Source organism: Bacillus sp. FAU18 (assembly GCF_056033885.1).
In genome coordinates this window covers 119,276-138,290 of record NZ_JBVYHZ010000004.1, presented here as the reverse complement: position 1 = coordinate 138,290, position 19,015 = coordinate 119,276, and the positions used below count along the sequence as shown (strand labels likewise).

18 protein-coding genes and 1 other annotated feature are annotated in these 19,015 nt (G+C 42.7%); all 18 genes read right to left on the bottom strand.

Features of this window, described 5'->3' with window-relative positions:
• Positions 1-2: 2 nt before the first annotated feature.
• The 18 genes from rplV to rplJ all read right to left on the bottom strand — a co-directional run bounded on the left by rplV (position 3) and on the right by rplJ (position 18,780).
• On the bottom strand, positions 3-344 hold the full coding sequence (gene rplV / locus AC0OMU_RS11750) for a 50S ribosomal protein L22 (RefSeq protein WP_003156475.1): 342 nt from the start codon (positions 342-344) through the stop codon (positions 3-5).
• A gap of 16 nt (positions 345-360) precedes the next feature.
• Positions 361-639 carry a 30S ribosomal protein S19 gene (gene rpsS, locus AC0OMU_RS11745; protein ID WP_003156472.1) on the bottom strand — a complete coding sequence of 93 codons (279 nt, stop codon included), beginning with the start codon at positions 637-639 and terminating at the stop codon, positions 361-363.
• 57 nt (positions 640-696) lie between these two features.
• Positions 697-1,530 carry a 50S ribosomal protein L2 gene (gene rplB, locus AC0OMU_RS11740; protein WP_003225795.1) on the bottom strand — a complete coding sequence of 278 codons (834 nt, stop codon included), beginning with the start codon at positions 1,528-1,530 and terminating at the stop codon, positions 697-699.
• Between the two features lie 31 nt (positions 1,531-1,561).
• On the bottom strand, positions 1,562-1,849 hold the full coding sequence (rplW, locus tag AC0OMU_RS11735; protein ID WP_003156467.1) for a 50S ribosomal protein L23: 288 nt from the start codon (positions 1,847-1,849) through the stop codon (positions 1,562-1,564).
• Complete coding sequence (rplD, locus tag AC0OMU_RS11730) at positions 1,849-2,472, bottom strand: 50S ribosomal protein L4 (protein ID WP_004399658.1); 624 nt, start codon at positions 2,470-2,472, stop codon at positions 1,849-1,851. The genes rplW and rplD overlap by 1 nt, the downstream gene beginning before the upstream one ends.
• A gap of 27 nt (positions 2,473-2,499) precedes the next feature.
• A complete protein-coding gene (gene rplC, locus AC0OMU_RS11725; protein WP_004399671.1) occupies positions 2,500-3,129 on the bottom strand; it encodes a 50S ribosomal protein L3 in 630 nt (209 codons plus the stop codon).
• A gap of 39 nt (positions 3,130-3,168) precedes the next feature.
• Complete coding sequence (gene rpsJ, locus AC0OMU_RS11720) at positions 3,169-3,477, bottom strand: 30S ribosomal protein S10 (protein ID WP_003156464.1); 309 nt, start codon at positions 3,475-3,477, stop codon at positions 3,169-3,171.
• Between the two features lie 236 nt (positions 3,478-3,713).
• Positions 3,714-4,670, bottom strand: a complete 957-nt coding sequence (locus AC0OMU_RS11715) for an alpha/beta fold hydrolase (RefSeq protein WP_474241196.1) — start codon at positions 4,668-4,670, stop codon at positions 3,714-3,716.
• Positions 4,671-4,768: 98 nt separating this feature from the next.
• Entirely contained in the window at positions 4,769-5,959 is a 1,191-nt protein-coding gene (gene tuf, locus AC0OMU_RS11710) for an elongation factor Tu (protein WP_003235058.1), read from the bottom strand.
• A gap of 119 nt (positions 5,960-6,078) precedes the next feature.
• Entirely contained in the window at positions 6,079-8,157 is a 2,079-nt protein-coding gene (gene fusA, locus AC0OMU_RS11705) for an elongation factor G (protein WP_003235056.1), read from the bottom strand.
• A gap of 53 nt (positions 8,158-8,210) precedes the next feature.
• Positions 8,211-8,681 carry a 30S ribosomal protein S7 gene (gene rpsG, locus AC0OMU_RS11700; RefSeq protein ID WP_003225784.1) on the bottom strand — a complete coding sequence of 157 codons (471 nt, stop codon included), beginning with the start codon at positions 8,679-8,681 and terminating at the stop codon, positions 8,211-8,213.
• Positions 8,682-8,722: 41 nt separating this feature from the next.
• Complete coding sequence (gene rpsL / locus AC0OMU_RS11695; RefSeq protein ID WP_003225781.1) at positions 8,723-9,139, bottom strand: 30S ribosomal protein S12; 417 nt, start codon at positions 9,137-9,139, stop codon at positions 8,723-8,725.
• Between the two features lie 113 nt (positions 9,140-9,252).
• Positions 9,253-9,501 carry a 50S ribosomal protein L7ae-like protein gene (locus AC0OMU_RS11690; RefSeq protein ID WP_003225778.1) on the bottom strand — a complete coding sequence of 83 codons (249 nt, stop codon included), beginning with the start codon at positions 9,499-9,501 and terminating at the stop codon, positions 9,253-9,255.
• A gap of 178 nt (positions 9,502-9,679) precedes the next feature.
• The gene (gene rpoC, locus AC0OMU_RS11685; protein ID WP_004399688.1) at positions 9,680-13,279 is read right to left on the bottom strand and encodes a DNA-directed RNA polymerase subunit beta'; all 3,600 of its coding nucleotides are present in this window, start codon (positions 13,277-13,279) and stop codon (positions 9,680-9,682) included.
• Between the two features lie 61 nt (positions 13,280-13,340).
• Positions 13,341-16,922, bottom strand: a complete 3,582-nt coding sequence (gene rpoB, locus AC0OMU_RS11680; RefSeq protein ID WP_009966326.1) for a DNA-directed RNA polymerase subunit beta — start codon at positions 16,920-16,922, stop codon at positions 13,341-13,343.
• A gap of 245 nt (positions 16,923-17,167) precedes the next feature.
• Entirely contained in the window at positions 17,168-17,773 is a 606-nt protein-coding gene (locus AC0OMU_RS11675) for a class I SAM-dependent methyltransferase (protein ID WP_003235045.1), read from the bottom strand.
• 89 nt (positions 17,774-17,862) lie between these two features.
• Complete coding sequence (gene rplL, locus AC0OMU_RS11670) at positions 17,863-18,234, bottom strand: 50S ribosomal protein L7/L12 (RefSeq protein WP_003156436.1); 372 nt, start codon at positions 18,232-18,234, stop codon at positions 17,863-17,865.
• A 45-nt stretch (positions 18,235-18,279) separates the two neighbouring features.
• Entirely contained in the window at positions 18,280-18,780 is a 501-nt protein-coding gene (gene rplJ / locus AC0OMU_RS11665) for a 50S ribosomal protein L10 (RefSeq protein ID WP_003235042.1), read from the bottom strand.
• Positions 18,781-18,845: 65 nt separating this feature from the next.
• Positions 18,846-18,986 (bottom strand) — a sequence feature (ribosomal protein L10 leader region).
• Between the last annotated feature and the right edge of the window lie 29 nt (positions 18,987-19,015).

Here is a 19,015-nt window from a genome sequence, read left to right as displayed (position 1 = left end):
ACTTATCCCTCCTTCTTTTCTGATACAACGATTGTAATGTGGCTCGTACGTTTGTTGATTTGGCTCGCACGTCCCATAGCACGTGGGCGAAATCTTTTTAACGTAGGGCCTTCGTCAACGAATGCTTGAGAAATAACCAGGTTGTTAGCGTCCATTTCATAGTTATGCTCAGCATTTGCAATAGCGGATTTTAATACTTTCTCGATAATTGGAGAAGCAGCTCTTGGTGTAAGGTTCAAGATTGATACTGCCTCACCTACTTGCTTGCCTCGAATCAGGTCCATTACTAGACGTGCTTTACGAGGAGCAATACGGACTGTTCTTGCAACAGCTTTAGCTTGCATTTAAAAGCCTCCTCTCTTAGCGTCTTGTTTTTTTGTCATCACTAGCATGACCTTTGTACGTACGAGTTGGAGCGAATTCACCCAACTTGTGCCCTACCATATCTTCAGAAATGAATACAGGCACGTGTTTACGTCCGTCATAGACTGCGATTGTGTGACCAATAAACTGTGGGAAAATAGTAGAACGACGAGACCAAGTTTTTACGACTTGTTTCTTGTCTGTTTCATTTAATTTCTCGATTTTAGTCATCAAGTGTCCATCGACAAATGGTCCTTTTTTTAAGCTGCGAGCCATTTTGGAACCTCCCTTCGTGATTGCACTACGGTCCGAAAAGAACCGTAGACAACCCCGTTATTTATTTTTACGACGACGTACGATAAATTTATCGGATTTGTTCTTTTTCTTACGAGTCTTGAATCCAAGAGTTGGTTTGCCCCATGGAGACATTGGTGATTTACGTCCGATTGGCGCACGTCCTTCACCACCACCGTGTGGGTGATCGTTAGGGTTCATTACAGAACCACGAACTGTAGGACGGATGCCTTTCCAGCGAGAACGTCCAGCTTTACCAATGTTGATAAGTTCGTGCTGTTCGTTACCTACTTGACCGATAGAAGCACGGCAAGCAGAAAGGATCATGCGAACTTCACCAGAGTTAAGACGTACAAGAACGTATTTACCTTCTTTACCAAGAACCTGAGCAGATGTACCAGCTGAACGTACAAGCTGTCCGCCTTTACCAGGTTTTAATTCAATGTTATGCACAACTGTACCAACAGGGATGTTGATAAGTGGAAGTGCATTACCTACTTTAATGTCAGCTTCAGGACCTGACATGATTTCAGTACCTACTTGAATTCCTTTAGGAGCAAGAATGTAACGTTTTTCTCCGTCTGCATAGTTGATTAGAGCGATGTTAGCTGAACGGTTTGGATCGTATTCAACTGTAGCAACGCGTCCAGGTATACCATCTTTATCGCGTTTGAAGTCGATAACACGGTATTGGCGTTTATGTCCGCCACCTTGGTGACGTACAGTCAATTTACCTTGGTTGTTACGTCCGCCTTTTTTGTGAAGGGGAGCAAGCAAGGATTTTTCCGGCTTGTCAGTCGTGATTTCAGCAAAATCTGAAGTTGTCATGCCACGACGTCCATTAGAGGTCGGTTTATACTTTTTAATCGCCATTTTGAATTTCCCTCCTTCTTTTTACAGATAATTAAGCTTCAAAAATTTCGATTTCTTTGCTGTCTGCAGTAAGTTTTACGATCGCTTTTCTGCGACGGCTAGTCATACCAGTGTAGCGTCCAACACGTTTTGATTTGCCTTTGTAGTTCATGATGTTGACTTTGTCAACTTTCACTCCAAAGATGCTTTCAACCGCGTCTTTCACTTCTGTTTTGTTAGCTCTTACATCAACTTCAAAAGTATATTTTTTTTCAGTCATTAAATCAGCAGAACGTTCAGTAATGACGGGGCGCTTTAGAACATCACGAGGATCTTTCATTATGCAAGCACCTCCTCTACTTTTTCAACCGCTGCTTTTGTAATCAGAAGCTTCTCGTGGTTGACAACGTCTAAAACGTTGATTCCGTTAGCTTCAACAACAGTAACTCCAGGAATGTTACGAGCAGATAATGCTACTGCTTCGTTTGCATCCGCAGTTACAATTAAAGCTTTTTTCTCAACAGATAATCCTTTAAGGATAGCTGCCATTTCTTTTGTTTTAGCCGTATCAAGAGTAAGATCTTCAAGAACGATGATGTTGTTGTCGATCACTTTAGAAGACAATACTGATTTGATTGCCAAGCGGCGAACTTTTTTAGGTAATTTATAAGAATAGCTGCGTGGTGTTGGGCCGAAAACGACACCACCTCCGCGCCATTGCGGTGAACGGATTGAACCTTGACGGGCACGTCCAGTACCTTTTTGACGCCATGGTTTACGACCTCCGCCGCGTACTTCAGAACGATTTTTTACTTTGTGAGTTCCTTGACGTAAGGAAGCTCTTTGCATAAGAATAGCGTCGAATACAACACTCTCATTTGGTTCGATACCAAATACAGAAGCGTTTAATTCGATGTCACCAGCAGTAGAACCGTTTTGGTTGTATAATGCTACTTTTGGCATAATCAATTTCCTCCTTTCCTAAGAGAATTATTTAGATTTAACAGCACTTTTAACAGTGATTAAAGATTTCTTCGCACCAGGTACGTTACCTTTGATCAAAAGAAGATTGCGTTCTGCATCAACTTTTACGATTTCAAGGTTTTGAACAGTGATTTGCTCTCCGCCCATACGTCCAGGTAATAATTTACCTTTGAATACACGGTTAGGATCTACAGGTCCCATTGAACCAGGACGACGGTGGTAGCGTGAACCGTGAGACATAGGTCCGCGAGATTGTCCGTGGCGCTTGATCGCACCTTGGAAACCTTTACCTTTAGATACTCCTGTTACATCTACGATTTCTCCAGCAGAGAAAATTTCAACCTTGACTTCCTGACCAACTTCATACGCATCCATTTCCACTCCGCGTAATTCTTTAACGAAGCGCTTAGGAGCAGTTTCCGCTTTTGCAACGTGTCCTTTTTCAGGTTTGTTAGAAAGCTTTTCACGCTTGTCGTCAAAACCAAGCTGGATTGCTTCGTAACCGTCGTTTTCAGCTGTTTTCTTTTGAAGAACAACGTTTGGAGCAGCCTCGATAACAGTTACCGGAATAAGATCACCATTCTCAGCGAATACTTGCGTCATACCAATTTTTCTTCCTAAGATTCCTTTGGTCATTCGTCACACCTCCTATTAAGATCATTCTATATTTTAGAATTAAAGTTTAATTTCGATATCGACACCAGATGGTAAGTCTAATCGCATAAGAGCATCAACAGTTTGTGGTGTTGGGTTCACAATGTCGATTAAACGTTTATGTGTACGCATTTCAAATTGCTCACGAGAATCTTTGTATTTGTGCACCGCACGAAGGATTGTGTAAACTGATTTTTCAGTTGGCAACGGAATCGGACCAGATACGCTGGCACCAGAACGTTTTGCCGTTTCAACAATCTTCTCTGCAGATTGATCAAGGATTCTATGATCATATGCTTTCAAACGAATACGAATTTTTTGTTTTGCCATTATTTTCCCTCCTTTTCGCCTACATCACGTTAGACAGTTCTCCGTGAGAAAAACCTGAACACCTTGCCATGGCAAAGCGGCCGGGTGTGTCAGCAACCTCTCACTTCATCGCAGTCAAAGACCAACATACACCATTATACAGAAAATAGGCGCATGTTGCAAGACTTATTTAAAATATGCATGGTTTGCACACTTTTTTTATTATACAGGGGTTTTTCTTATTTATCAAGGATCTATCATAAATGGTGTCGTGCATGTCGACTTAATATGTTCGCGAATAATGACGGCTCCTCAATATGCGGGGTGTGAGCTGAGTTCTCAAATTGAAACCAGCCCTTTTCGGGTGCCTCAAGTTCTTGATAATACTGTTTCGATATTTCAGCAGGAACAATTAAGTCATGTTTCCCTGAAATGAAAACACACGGTACTTTAATAGAAGGAACTGATGTAAAAGCATTAAACCGGTACAACTCATCAGTTAAATGTTTTTTACTGAAGCGCAATCCATTGAGGAAGCTGTGCATGTTCCGCACTCCATACTCATTGCCAGTAAGCATTTGAAATAATACAGCTAGAGATTGACGATGACGGCGAGTGAATCCTCCCCTGCTTAGCTCGACACAAAACCGATAGATAAGGTGCTGGATATCCTGCTTCCAAGGCGGAGCACCAATGAAACGTGTGAGGAAAGATAACATGCTGGCTTTTTTTGATTCAGAAATTTCACGAATATGTTGATAAGCAGTTGATTCTTCATCGTGAGGGTTAACAACCTGGCTGATTCCATAATACGCGTAAAATAAATCAGGACACTGCTGCAGCACATGAAGCGCCAATATTGACCCCCAAGAATGACCGGCTAGGTAAAGTTTTGATTTTGAAAAATGAGCTAAAAGCCATTGAGTGACTTGGATTGTATCTTTAATGAAGTGATTTATTGTCATAGAGTGATGCGAAATTCGCTTAGAATAAGAAAGCCCCGATCCTCTCTGATCCCAATGAACTACTGTAAAATACTGTTCCAGCTCTTTTTGATAATGTCTAACATATCCGATTTGCGGCGTTCCCGGCCCGCCATGTAAAAAAAGCAGCAATGGATTTTTCTCGTCAACTCCATTAATCATCAGCATTTGCTTTGTATTTCCAATGCTTAATTCTTTCATGATTGCGATTGATTTCTTTTCAGGAATCATAAATATTAACCCCTCGAATATGATAGATCCTATTATACAAGAAAAAGATAAGCAAACAAAAAACGAGACCCGCAGGGGTCTCGTTTAAAATCATACTATTACTCAGTGATTGTAGAAACAACGCCTGAACCAACAGTACGTCCGCCTTCACGAATAGAGAAACGAGTTCCTTCTTCGATAGCGATTGTAGAAATAAGTTCAACGTTCATTTCAGTGTTATCTCCAGGCATAACCATTTCTACGCCTTCTGGAAGATGGATGATACCAGTTACGTCAGTTGTACGGAAGTAGAACTGAGGACGGTAGTTAGAGAAGAATGGAGTATGACGTCCACCCTCTTCTTTAGAAAGAACGTAAACTTCAGCTTTGAATTTGCTGTGTGGAGTGATTGTACCTGGTTTAGCAAGTACTTGACCACGTTGGATTTCTTCACGAGATACACCGCGAAGAAGGGCACCAATGTTGTCACCAGCTTCAGCGTAATCAAGAAGCTTACGGAACATTTCAACACCTGTAACAGTTGTTTTCTTGTTCTCTTCTTGAAGACCGATGATTTCAACTTCGTCACCGACTTTAACTTGTCCGCGTTCTACACGGCCAGTAGCAACTGTACCACGACCAGTGATTGAGAATACGTCCTCAACTGGCATCATGAATGGTTTTTCAGTGTCGCGTTCTGGAGTTGGGATGTACTCATCAACCGCATCCATAAGTTCGAAGATTTTAGCTTCCCACTCAGCGTCTCCTTCAAGAGCTTTAAGAGCAGAACCTTTAACAACTGGTACATCATCACCAGGGAAGTCGTATTCGCTAAGAAGATCGCGAACTTCCATTTCAACTAGTTCAAGAAGCTCTTCGTCGTCTACCATGTCGCATTTGTTTAAGAATACAACGATGTATGGTACACCAACGTTTTTAGAAAGAAGGATGTGCTCACGAGTTTGTGGCATTGGGCCATCAGCAGCAGATACTACAAGGATAGCTCCGTCCATTTGCGCAGCACCAGTGATCATGTTTTTAACATAGTCAGCGTGTCCTGGGCAGTCAACGTGTGCATAGTGACGAGTTTCAGTTTCGTACTCAACGTGTGCAGTAGAGATTGTGATACCGCGCTCACGTTCTTCTGGAGCACCATCAATTTGATCGTACGCCATAGCTGTACCTTTACCAGATTTCTTATGAAGTACTGTTGTGATAGCAGCAGTTAAAGTTGTTTTACCATGGTCAACGTGTCCAATTGTACCAATATTGGCATGTGATTTGGAACGGTCGAATTTTTCTTTAGCCATTCTAAAATCCTCCTTAAGAGCTTTTAATTAGTAATGTATAGAGTGATAGGAAGTGAAAGAAAGCTTTCACTTCCTCATCTTACAATAGTAGTTATACTTGAGTTAAGCGGCAAAATCAATTATTCGCCTTTATTTTTTTTGATAATTTCTTCTGCGACGCTCTTCGGCACTTCTTCGTAGTGATCCATGTGCATAGTGAACGTACCGCGACCTTGCGTATTAGAACGAAGTGCAGTAGCGTAACCGAACATTTCAGCAAGAGGAACCATAGCGCGAACAACTTGAGCGTTACCGCGTGCTTCCATACCTTCTACGCGTCCGCGACGTGAAGTGATATCACCCATGATATCTCCCATGTATTCTTCTGGAATAACCACTTCTACTTTCATGATTGGTTCAAGAAGAACTGGGTTACATTTGCTGACTGCATTTTTCAATGCCATAGAAGCAGCAACTTTAAATGCCATTTCGTTTGAGTCAACATCATGGTAAGAACCGTCGAAAAGTTTAGCTTTAATGTCGATAAGCGGGAAGCCTGCTAGTACACCATTTTCAAGTGCATCTTCCAGACCTGCTTGAACAGCTGGGATGTATTCACGAGGAACAACCCCACCGACAATCGCATTTTCAAATTCAAAGCCAGCGCCTTCTTCGTTTGGTTCGAATTCGATCCAAACGTGTCCGAACTGACCGCGTCCACCAGACTGACGTACGAATTTACCTTCAACTTTTGCACCGGTACGGAATGTTTCACGGTACGCAACTTGAGGAGCACCAACATTGGCTTCTACTTTAAATTCGCGTTTCATACGGTCAACAATGATATCAAGGTGAAGTTCACCCATACCAGAGATGATCGTTTGGCCAGTTTCTGGGTTTGTTTGAGTACGGAATGTAGGATCTTCTTCAGCAAGTTTCGCTAAAGCGATACCCATTTTATCTTGGTCAGCTTTTGATTTAGGCTCAATAGCAACGTCGATAACTGGTTCTGGGAATTCCATTGACTCAAGGATAACAAGATCCTTCTCATCACATAGAGTATCTCCAGTAGTTGTATCTTTTAGACCTACAGCAGCTGCGATATCCCCTGCGTATACAGTAGAGATTTCTTCACGGCTGTTAGCGTGCATTTGAAGAATACGTCCAACACGCTCACGTTTGCCTTTAGTAGAGTTTTTCACGTATGAACCAGAATCAAGTGTTCCAGAGTACACACGGAAGAACGTCAACTTACCAACGTAAGGGTCAGTCATAACCTTAAATGCTAATGCAGAGAATGGCTCTTCGTCAGAAGAATGACGCTCAATCTCTTCATTTGTATCAGGACGTGTACCTTTGATTGCAGCAACATCAGTTGGTGCAGGAAGGTAGTCAAGAACAGCATCAAGTACTAGTTGAACACCTTTGTTTTTGAAGGCAGAACCAACAAGAACAGGGTAGAATTCAACATTTAATGTACCTTTACGAATTCCTGCTTTTAACTCGTCAATTGTGATTTCTTCACCCTCAAGGTACTTATCCATAAGCTCTTCATCAAGCTCACATACAGCTTCAATAAGGCTGTTGCGAAGCTCTTCAGCTTGCTCTTTGTACTCTTCAGGGATTTCTTTTGCATCAGAACGAGTTCCGAGGTCATCTTCGTAGAAATACGCAACGTTTTCTACAAGGTCAATGATACCTTCGAAGTTATCTTCAGCACCGATCGGCAATTGAATTGCATGAGCGTTTGCTTGAAGACGGTCTCTTAAAGTTCCTACAGAGTAAAGGAAGTCTGCACCGATTTTGTCCATTTTGTTAACAAAAACGATACGCGGTACTCCATAAGTTGTTGCCTGACGCCAAACAGTTTCTGTTTGAGGCTCAACGCCTGATTGCGCGTCAAGTACAGCAACAGCACCATCAAGTACACGAAGAGAACGTTCAACTTCAACTGTGAAGTCTACGTGTCCTGGAGTATCGATGATGTTTACGCGGTATCCTTTCCACTGAGCAGTTGTCGCAGCGGAAGTGATTGTGATACCACGTTCTTGTTCCTGCTCCATCCAGTCCATTTGTGAAGCTCCTTCATGAGTTTCACCAATTTTGTGGATACGACCAGTATAGAACAAGATACGTTCTGTAGTAGTCGTTTTACCGGCATCGATGTGAGCCATGATACCGATATTACGAGTTTTTTCTAAGGAGAACTCTCTTGCCATTGGGTAATTTCTCCTTCCTTATTAGGAAATTGTGTTTTGTTAATCTATAAATCCTACCAGCGATAGTGAGCAAATGCTTTGTTTGCTTCAGCCATCTTATGAGTGTCTTCACGTTTCTTAACAGCAGCACCAGTGTTGTTAGCTGCGTCAAGGATTTCGTTAGCTAAACGCTCTTCCATCGTTTTTTCTCCGCGAAGACGAGCGTAGTTAACTAACCAGCGAAGTCCAAGAGTCGTACGACGTTCAGGACGAACTTCTACAGGAACTTGGTAGTTCGCACCACCTACACGGCGTGCTTTTACTTCAAGTACAGGCATGATGTTTTTCAATGCTTGTTCGAAAACCTCCATTGCATCATTGCCAGTACGTTCTTTAATGATATCGAATGACTTGTATAGGATTGTTTGAGACTTACCTTTTTTACCATCGATCATCATTTTGTTGATTAGACGAGATACAAGCTTAGAGTTGTAAATCGGATCAGGTAAAACATCTCTTTTTGCTACAGGACCTTTACGTGGCATCTGAATATCCTCCCTTCATCAATTATGCGTATTTTCGTATATTATTTTGCTTTAGGTTTTTTCGTACCGTATTTAGAACGGCCTTGTGCACGGTTTTCAACTCCAGCAGTATCAAGCGCACCACGAACGATGTGGTAACGTACCCCTGGTAAGTCTTTTACACGTCCGCCGCGGATAAGTACAACACTGTGCTCTTGCAGGTTGTGACCGATACCAGGAATGTAAGCAGTAACCTCGATTCCGTTAGTCAAACGAACACGAGCATATTTACGAAGTGCTGAGTTCGGTTTTTTCGGTGTCATTGTACCAACACGAGTACATACCCCGCGTTTTTGTGGAGAAGATACGTTAGTGTGCTCTTTTTTAAAGCTGTTGTATCCTTTGTTAAGTGCAGGAGACTTTGAGTTTTCTACTTTACTCACGCGTCCTTTGCGAATTAGCTGATTAATTGTAGGCATGAATTTTTCCTCCCTTCATTACGTTTTATAACCCACATACCCAGGTGGTTCATCAAAAGGCAAAAAACAATGTCTTTACACAAGATGGAATCTTACGCAAAAACAAAAGTACGTTATAAAATAATGGCAACAGCGGCTGCTCCTACCTCAATTCCGCAGGCTTTGCCGAGCTTTTTCATGGATTCAACCATTGAGACAGAGATACCTTGATCTTCAGCAAGTGAAACAACACTTGACGTGAGTATCGGATCTGCGTCTTTTGCAACGACTACTTCCTTTACTGAACCTCGCTTTAGAGCTTTCACTGTTTGCTTCGTACCAATAATAATTGATTTGGCCTGTGATACTTTATCATAAGACATAAACATATCCTCCAAAGTAACAGGTTTATTTCGAGCACCTTGGTTATATTATCATTCTAGGAGACGAATGTCAACAAGGTATGACATTTTTTAGTTTCTATCTTCTCATAGAGTGACTTTTTCATAAATATATCTGCTGAAAGACCGCAAAAACAGTCTTTCAGCAGAATGAAATCAGTTATTCAACCGGAACCATATCGTCAGTCGGCTGAACATTTGATACTGGTTTTACTTTACGGTATTTCATCATTCCTGTACCAGCTGGAACAAGCTTACCGATGATAACATTCTCTTTCAAGCCGAGAAGCTCGTCACGCTTACCTTTGATCGCTGCATCTGTAAGGACACGTGTTGTTTCCTGGAAGGAAGCAGCAGATAAGAATGAATCAGTTTCAAGAGATGCTTTTGTAATACCGAGTAAGACAGGACGGCCTGTAGCAGGTCGATTGCCTTCAAGCAATACCTTTTTGTTCGCTTCAGTAAATTGGTGAATATCAAGCAATGTACCTGGAAGCACATCAGTGTCACCAGCATCAATTACGCGTACTTTGCGAAGCATCTGGCGAACCATTACTTCTACGTGTTTATCACCGATTTCAACACCCTGCATACGGTAAACCTTTTGAACCTCATGGAGAAGATACTCTTGAACAGTCGTCAGGTCAGTCACTTTAAGAAGTTCTTTCGGATCGATTGAACCTTCTGTCAGTACTTGGCCTCGAGTAATTTTATCTCCTTCCGCTACTTTCAGGCGGGAGTTGTAAGGTGCCGTATAAGAACGTGTTTCCACTGCGCCTTGAACCACAATTTCCTGTTGCTTATCACGAACTTCATTGATCTCAACGACTGTACCGTCGATTTCTGTAATTGTTGCCTGACCTTTCGGATTACGCGCTTCGAAAAGCTCTTGGATACGCGGAAGACCCTGTGTGATATCGTCTCCGGCAACCCCGCCTGTATGGAATGTACGCATTGTTAACTGTGTACCAGGCTCACCGATTGATTGGGCAGCAATGATTCCGACAGCTTCACCGACTTCAACATCGGAGCCAGTTGCAAGATTTCGGCCATAGCATCGTTTACATACACCATGAGGCGTATTACATGTGAAGGCAGAACGGATCCACACTTCTTCAATGCCGGCTTCGACAATCTCCAGTGCTTTATCTTCATCAATCAGTTCGTTTTCATTCACAAGCACTTCACCTGTTTCAGGGTGCTTCACTTGTTTTCTTGCAAAACGTCCGATTAAGCGTTCTTCTAAGCGCTCAATTGTTTCGGTTCCTTCTTTAAGAGGCTTAGCAAGAATGCCTCGGTCAGTTCCGCAATCAGTTTCACGAATGATAACATCCTGCGCAACGTCAACGAGACGGCGTGTAAGGTAACCTGAGTCAGCAGTTTTAAGAGCGGTATCGGCAAGACCTTTACGCGCACCGTGTGTGGAGATAAAGTACTCCAATACTGTCAGACCTTCACGGAAACTTGATTTGATCGGCAACTCAATGATACGTCCAGCCGGGTTAGCCATCAGGCCGCGCATTCCGGCAAGCTGCGTAAAGTTAGATGCGTTACCACGGGCACCAGAGTCACTCATCATGTAGATCGGGTTGAGTTCATCAAGTGATTTCATCAGTTTGCCTTGAATAACGTCTTTTGCAGCACTCCAGATAGAGATGACTCTCTCATAGCGTTCTTCTTCAGTGATAAGACCGCGGCGGAACTGCTTCATAACGTTGTCAACTTTGCTTTGCGCTTCTTCAAGAATTTCTTGTTTATCATCGAGTACGACGATGTCAGAAACCCCAACTGTAATACCAGCTTTTGTTGAATATTTGAAACCTAGGTTTTTCATGCGGTCAAGCATTTTAGACGTTTCCGTAATATGGAATCGTTTAAAGATTTCCGCGATGATTTTACCCAGAATGCCTTTTTTAAACGGCGCATTGATTGGCTGCTGTGCGATAACAGCTTTAACGTCAGCACCTTTTTCTAAGAAGAAACGATCAGGTGTTTTCTCTTCAATGTTGCTCTTCGTTGGTTCATTCATGTAAGGGAATGATTCCGGAAGAATTTCATTGAAGACAAGCTTACCGACAGTTGTAATTAACAATTTTGAGCGCTGTTCTTCGGTAAATGTCACATTCTTAAGTGAGTTAGCTGCAACAGCTACTCTCGTATGAAGGTGAACATATCCGTTTTGATAAGCAAGAAGCGCTTCGTCTGTATTCTTGAAGACCATACCTTCGCCGACAGCACCGGCACGCTCAAGTGTCAGATAATAGTTACCTAGTACCATATCCTGAGACGGTGTTACAACCGGTTTACCATCTTTAGGGTTCAAGATGTTTTGAGCAGCAAGCATCAAGATGCGTGCTTCAGCTTGTGCTTCAGCAGATAATGGTACGTGAACCGCCATTTGGTCACCGTCAAAGTCAGCGTTGTAAGCTGTACATACGAGCGGGTGAAGACGGATTGCGCGTCCTTCAACAAGCGTTGGTTCAAACGCCTGGATACCTAATCTGTGAAGTGTAGGGGCACGGTTCAGCAGTACCGGGTGCTCCTTAATAACTGATTCTAGTACATCCCAAACTTCAGGCTGTACGCGCTCAATTTTGCGTTTCGCACTCTTAATGTTGTGAGCAAGACCTTTTTCAACAAGTTCTTTCATAACGAAAGGTTTGAAAAGTTCAAGCGCCATTTCCTTCGGTAATCCGCATTGGTACATTTTCAAATGAGGACCAACAACGATTACAGAACGTCCGGAGTAATCGACACGTTTACCAAGAAGGTTTTGACGGAAACGGCCTTGCTTCCCTTTCAGCATGTGAGAAAGAGATTTTAACGGTCTGTTACCAGGACCTGTTACAGGGCGTCCGCGGCGGCCGTTGTCAATTAGAGCATCGACAGCCTCTTGAAGCATACGCTTTTCGTTTTGAACGATGATGCTAGGCGCACCAAGGTCCAAAAGGCGTTTCAAACGATTGTTACGGTTGATGACACGACGATAAAGGTCATTCAAATCAGAAGTCGCAAAACGTCCGCCATCTAGCTGAACCATCGGTCTAAGCTCCGGAGGAATAACAGGAAGCACATCAAGGATCATCCAAGAAGGCTTGTTTCCTGAGTTACGGAAGGCTTCTAAAACTTCAAGACGTTTGATCGCACGAGTACGGCGTTGTCCTTGTGAAGTTTTCAGCTCTTCTTTTAACATATCAACTTCTTTTACAAGATCGATATCTTGAAGAAGTTTATGAATTGCTTCAGCACCCATAGATGCTTGGAATTTATTACCGTATTTATCAAGATAAGCACGATATTCTTTCTCAGACAGAAGCTGTTTCTTTTCAAGCGGTGTATTCGCCGGATCAGTTACAACGTAAGAAGCAAAGTAAATGACTTCTTCTAAAGCACGAGGTGACATATCCAGCACAAGACCCATACGGCTTGGAATACCTTTGAAATACCAAATGTGGGAAACTGGGGCAGCCAGTTCAATGTGCCCCATTCTCTCACGACGGACTTTAGCCCGTGTTACTTCGACTCCGCAGCGGTCACAAACTACGCCTTTATAACGAACTCGCTTGTACTTCCCGCAATGACATTCCCAGTCCTTAGTCGGTCCGAAAATGCGTTCGCAGAATAGACCGTCCTTTTCAGGTTTTAACGTACGATAGTTTATCGTTTCAGGCTTTTTCACTTCACCAAAAGACCATGAACGGATTTTATCTGGTGAAGCAAGACCGATGTTCATATACTCAAAATTGTTCACATCTAGCAAGGGGCCTACCTCCCTTTTTATCTTCGGATTAACCGATGTCACTTGCCTTTATAACTAGAGATTATTCTTTTGTTACTACATCGCGTTCAACGTCTGCAGATGCTGTTTCTTCCGGCTCTTCATCACCTGATAATGCCAGGCCGTCAGCTTGTTTCGCATCTTCTTCGTCTTCTAAATCTCTCATTTCTATTTCTTCTTCATCACCAGAAAGGATTTTGACATCCATACCTAAGCTTTGAAGTTCTTTGATTAATACTTTGAATGATTCCGGAACACCTGGTTCAGGAACATTGTCGCCTTTAACGATGGCTTCGTATGTTTTCACACGTCCAACCACGTCATCAGACTTAACAGTCAGAATTTCTTGAAGAGTGTAAGCCGCACCGTAAGCTTCAAGTGCCCAAACCTCCATCTCACCAAAACGCTGTCCGCCAAATTGCGCTTTACCGCCAAGAGGCTGCTGCGTAACAAGTGAGTAAGGGCCTGTAGAGCGTGCATGAAGTTTATCGTCAACCATGTGAGCTAGTTTGATCATGTACATGATACCGACAGATACACGGTTATCAAACGGCTCTCCAGTACGTCCGTCGTAAAGCACTGTTTTGGCGTCACGAGACATGCCGGCTTCTTCAAGTGTTTCCCAGACATCCTCTTCTCGCGCTCCGTCAAATACAGGAGATGCAATGTGAATGCCAAGGTAACGAGCGGCCATACCCATGTGAAGTTCCAATACCTGCCCGATGTTCATACGTGATGGTACGCCCAGCGGGTTAAGCATGATATCAATTGGTGTGCCGTCAGGAAGGTAAGGCATATCTTCTTCAGGAAGAATCTTAGAGATAACACCTTTGTTACCGTGACGACCGGCCATTTTATCCCCTTCAGAAATCTTACGTTTCTGAACGATATATACGCGTACTAACTGGTTAACACCTGGAGGAAGTTCGTCTCCGTCTTCACGGTTGAAGACTTTAACGTCATGGATAATTCCGCCGCCGCCATGAGGCACACGAAGAGAAGTATCACGAACCTCGCGGGCTTTCTCGCCAAAGATGGCGTGAAGAAGGCGTTCTTCTGCAGTCAGTTCAGTTACGCCTTTAGGCGTTACTTTACCAACAAGAAGATCTCCGTCTTTTACTTCTGCCCCAATACGGATGATTCCGCGGTCATCAAGATTGCGAAGCGCATCTTCACCGACGTTTGGAATATCGCGAGTGATTTCTTCAGGTCCAAGTTTCGTATCACGTGCTTCTGATTCGTATTCTTCAATGTGGATAGATGTATAAACATCATCCTTCACTAGGCGTTCACTCATGATGATGGCATCCTCATAGTTGTAGCCATCCCATGTCATGAAGCCGACCATTACGTTACGGCCAAGTGCAAGTTCACCAAGCTCCATAGAAGGACCGTCAGCAAGGATTTCTCCTTTTACCACTTCATCGCCGACACTTACGATCGGACGCTGGTTGTAGCACGTACCTTGGTTAGAGCGGACAAATTTCAGCAGGCTGTATTTATCCAGGTTTCCTTTTACTTTTTGACCGTCTACTTCTTCATAACGGCGAACCCAAACGTTTTTCGCTTCTACGCGTTCAACGATACCAGGGTGTTTACAAATAACAGCGGCACCAGAGTCTTTTCCTGATACGTATTCCATACCAGTTCCAACAAATGGCGCTTCCGGCTGCATCAAAGGCACAGCCTGACGCTGCATGTTCGCTCCCATGAGGGCACGGTTGGAGTCATCGTTTTCTAAGAACGGGATACATGCTGTCGCAGCAGATACAACCTGCTTAGGCGATACATCCATGTAGTCTACACGATTTCTGGAAACAACAGTGTTCTCCCCGCGGAAACGAGCTACGATGCTGTCATCAATAAAGGCGCCTTCGTCATCAAGACGAGCATTCGCTTGAGCGACAACATAGTTATCCTCTTCATCAGCAGTTAAGTAATCGATTCTGCCCGTTACCTTCCCTGTTTCAGGGTCAACGCGGCGATATGGCGTTTCAATAAAGCCAAAACGGTTTACTTTTGCATAAGATGATAGTGAGTTGATCAAACCGATGTTCGGGCCCTCAGGCGTTTCAATCGGACACATACGGCCATAGTGGGAGTAGTGAACGTCACGCACTTCCATTCCGGCACGCTCACGTGTCAATCCGCCCGGTCCTAATGCTGACAGACGACGCTTGTGCGTTAATTCAGCAAGCGGGTTCGTCTGATCCATGAATTGAGAAAGCTGTGAGCTTCCAAAGAACTCTTTAATGGACGCAATAACAGGACGAATATTGATCAGTTGCTGAGGCGTAATTGTATTCGTATCTTGAATTGACATTCTCTCACGAACCACACGCTCCATACGGCTTAAACCGATACGGAATTGGTTCTGGAGAAGCTCGCCTACAGAACGTAAACGGCGGTTTCCAAGATGATCGATATCATCTGTGTCGCCTACTCCGTGCAGCAGGTTGAAGAAGTAGCTGATTGAAGAAATAATATCAGCAGGCGTGATGTTTTTAATCTCTTCTTCGATGTAAGCATTGCCGATTACATTAATAACCTGTTCTCCTTCTTGATCAGTCGGAGCAAAGATTTTAATTGATTGAAGAGTCACTTCATCTTCAACAACGCCGCCATTCGGATACAGCTTTCTGAAACCGATTCCGTTTTCTAAGTATGGCAGTACTTTATCAAGTGTTCTTCTATCAAGAATCTGGCCTTTTTCAGCAAGGATTTCTCCTGTTTCAGGATCAACAAGCGTTTCAGCAAGTCTCTGATTGAAGAGGCGATTCTTAATATGAAGTTTTTTATTAATTTTATAGCGTCCTACATTGGCAAGATCGTATCGTTTCGGATCAAAGAAACGAGAATCAAGCAAGCTTTTCGCATTTTCTACTGTAGGCGGCTCTCCAGGACGGAGACGCTCGTAAATTTCCAGCAACGCTTTGTCGCTGTTTTCTGTGTTATCTTTATCAAGCGTATTTCGTAAGTATTCGTTTTCTCCTATGAGATCAAGAATCTCTTGATCGGAGCCGAAGCCGAGAGCACGCAAAAGAACCGTAACCGGCAACTTACGTGTGCGATCAATGCGGACATAAACAACATCTTTCGCATCAGTTTCGTATTCTAACCATGCGCCACGGTTTGGAATGACAGTTGCGGTAAAACCTTTTTTACCGTTTTTGTCTACTTTACCACTGAAATATACACTTGGAGACCGAACAAGCTGGGAAACGATAACACGTTCCGCACCGTTAATGATAAAAGTACCTGTATCTGTCATAATAGGGAAATCACCCATGAAGACATCTTGGTCTTTTACCTCTCCAGTTTCTTTGTTAATTAAACGAACCTTCACTCTTAGCGGAGCTGAGTAAGTCACATCACGTTCTTTTGATTCCTCTACAGGATATTTAGGCTCACCTAAACTATAATCAATGAACTCAAGAGAGAGGTTACCAGTGAAATCCTCAATTGGTGATATGTCTTGAAACATCTCTCTAAGACCCTCATCAAGAAACCACTGATAAGAAGAGGTTTGAATTTCAATGAGATTTGGTAATTCTAACACTTCGCTAATGCGAGCATAGCTTCTGCGCTGGCGGTGTCGTCCATACTGAACTAGTTGACCTGTCAACTGATTCACCCCTCAAATCATGCGTATTATATGTGTAATAAGCATTTCTTCCAAAGAAAGAAAATACTTTTACAAGACAAAAGAAAAAAGGGTTTCTAATTAAGAAAACCACATCCAAAAACAAATACCGATTTTATTAGCATTTCCATACTTGTATAATTTATACATAGATATTGACAATTCATCATATCAAGCAAAATATATACATTGGCATTTTACAATATTAACATAGTTAAAATACCGAGTCAAACTTTTTTTGCTTTTATGATATAATAGCCTTTCTTTTTTTGAACGACAGAAACTTCATCGAACAGTTCCTCGAGCTTTTCAATGGCAGAAGGCGCGCCTTGCTTTTTCTGTATGACGATCCACAATTCACCTGAAGCTTTTAAGTGTTCAGCGCTTTTCTCAAAGATAGCATGGACAACTTTTTTTCCGGCTCGGATTGGGGGATTTGTAAGAATAGAAGCAAATGTTTGAGCAGAATCAACGTTTGAAAACAAATCGCTTTGATAAATCTTAACGTTTGTTATTCCGTTCTGTTCCGCATTTTCATTTGATAGTTCTACGGCTCTCTCATTAACGTCAATCATGTGGATAGTCCGGTCTTTAAAGTCGCTGGCGAGCGATAAACCAATCGGGCCGTATCCGCAGCCTACATCCAAAATGCCGCCCTCAACCTCAGGCTCTTCAAAAGAATCAATCAGCAGGCGGGAACCGAAATCAACTTCTTTTTTAGAAAAAACCCCGCTGTCGCTGGTAAACGTGAAATCTTTATTCCGAAGCCTAAAAGACCAGGTTTGCTTGTTGCTTTTCACTGAAGGTTTTTCTGAATAATAGTGCTCACTCATTATTAGAACCTCCTTTTTTCATGGCTTAAAGAATGGCAAAGAAAAAGCTCGCCTCATAAAAGCGAGCTTCCCCTACAGGTAAGTGAAGATTACTTAACTTCTACAGAAGCGCCAACTTCTTCAAGTTTAGCTTTAAGCTCTTCAGCTTCTTCTTTAGCAATACCTTCTTTAAGTGGTTTTGGAGTGTTGTCAACAAGTTCTTTAGCTTCTTTCAAGCCAAGACCAGTGATTTCACGTACAACTTTGATAACTTTGATTTTTTGAGATCCTGCACCAGCAAGGATAAGATCGAATTCGCTTTGCTCTTCAGCAGCTCCGCCTGCAGCAGCTCCGCCAGCTACAGCTACAGGAGCAGCAGCAGTTACGCCAAATTCTTCTTCGATTGCTTTTACTAGGTCGTTCAATTCAAGTACAGTTGCTTCTTTAACGGAAGCAATGATTTCTTCGATATTTAAAGCCATTTGTAATTCCTCCATTTTGTTTTAATTTATGAAAAACTGATTAGATTAAGCGCCTTGTTCTTCCTTTTGTTCTGCCACAGCTTTTGCAGCAAGAGCAAGGTTGCGAACTGGAGCTTGAAGTACGCTAAGCAACATAGAAAGCAAGCCTTCGCGTGATGGAAGTTCAGCAAGAGCTTTCACTTCTTCAACAGTAGAAACTTTACCTTCGATAACGCCAGCTTTGATTTCAAGAGCTTCGTGATTTTTAGCGAAGTCATTAAGAACTTTAGCCGGAGCGACAACATCTTCAGTGCTGAATGCGATCGCGTTCGGTCCAGTTAAGAAATCATTCAAACCATTAAGTTCAGCTTGTTCAACCGCACGGCGAGTCATCGTATTTTTGTAAACTTTGAACTCAACGTTAGCTTCGCGAAGCTGTTTACGAAGTTCAGTTACTTCAGAAACGTTAAGTCCGCGATAGTCAACGATGATCGTTGATTTACTTTCTTTCAGTTTAGAAGCAATTTCTTCAACAACAACTTTTTTTGTTTCAATTGCGCTGCTCATGGTTACACCTCCTGTAGATTCTTGTGTAACACTTATACCGTTAGGTGATCACGACTGAGACGACGGATTCCATATAAAAAGCCTCCATGAGACATGGAGGCTGTATATACAAGCATACGTAACGTAATAGCTGTGATAATATACACCTCGGTAGGATAATTAAGCGGTTAGGCCCCTACTGTCTACGGTATAAATGATATTCTATTTTACAACATTTTGAATAATATCAGAATGT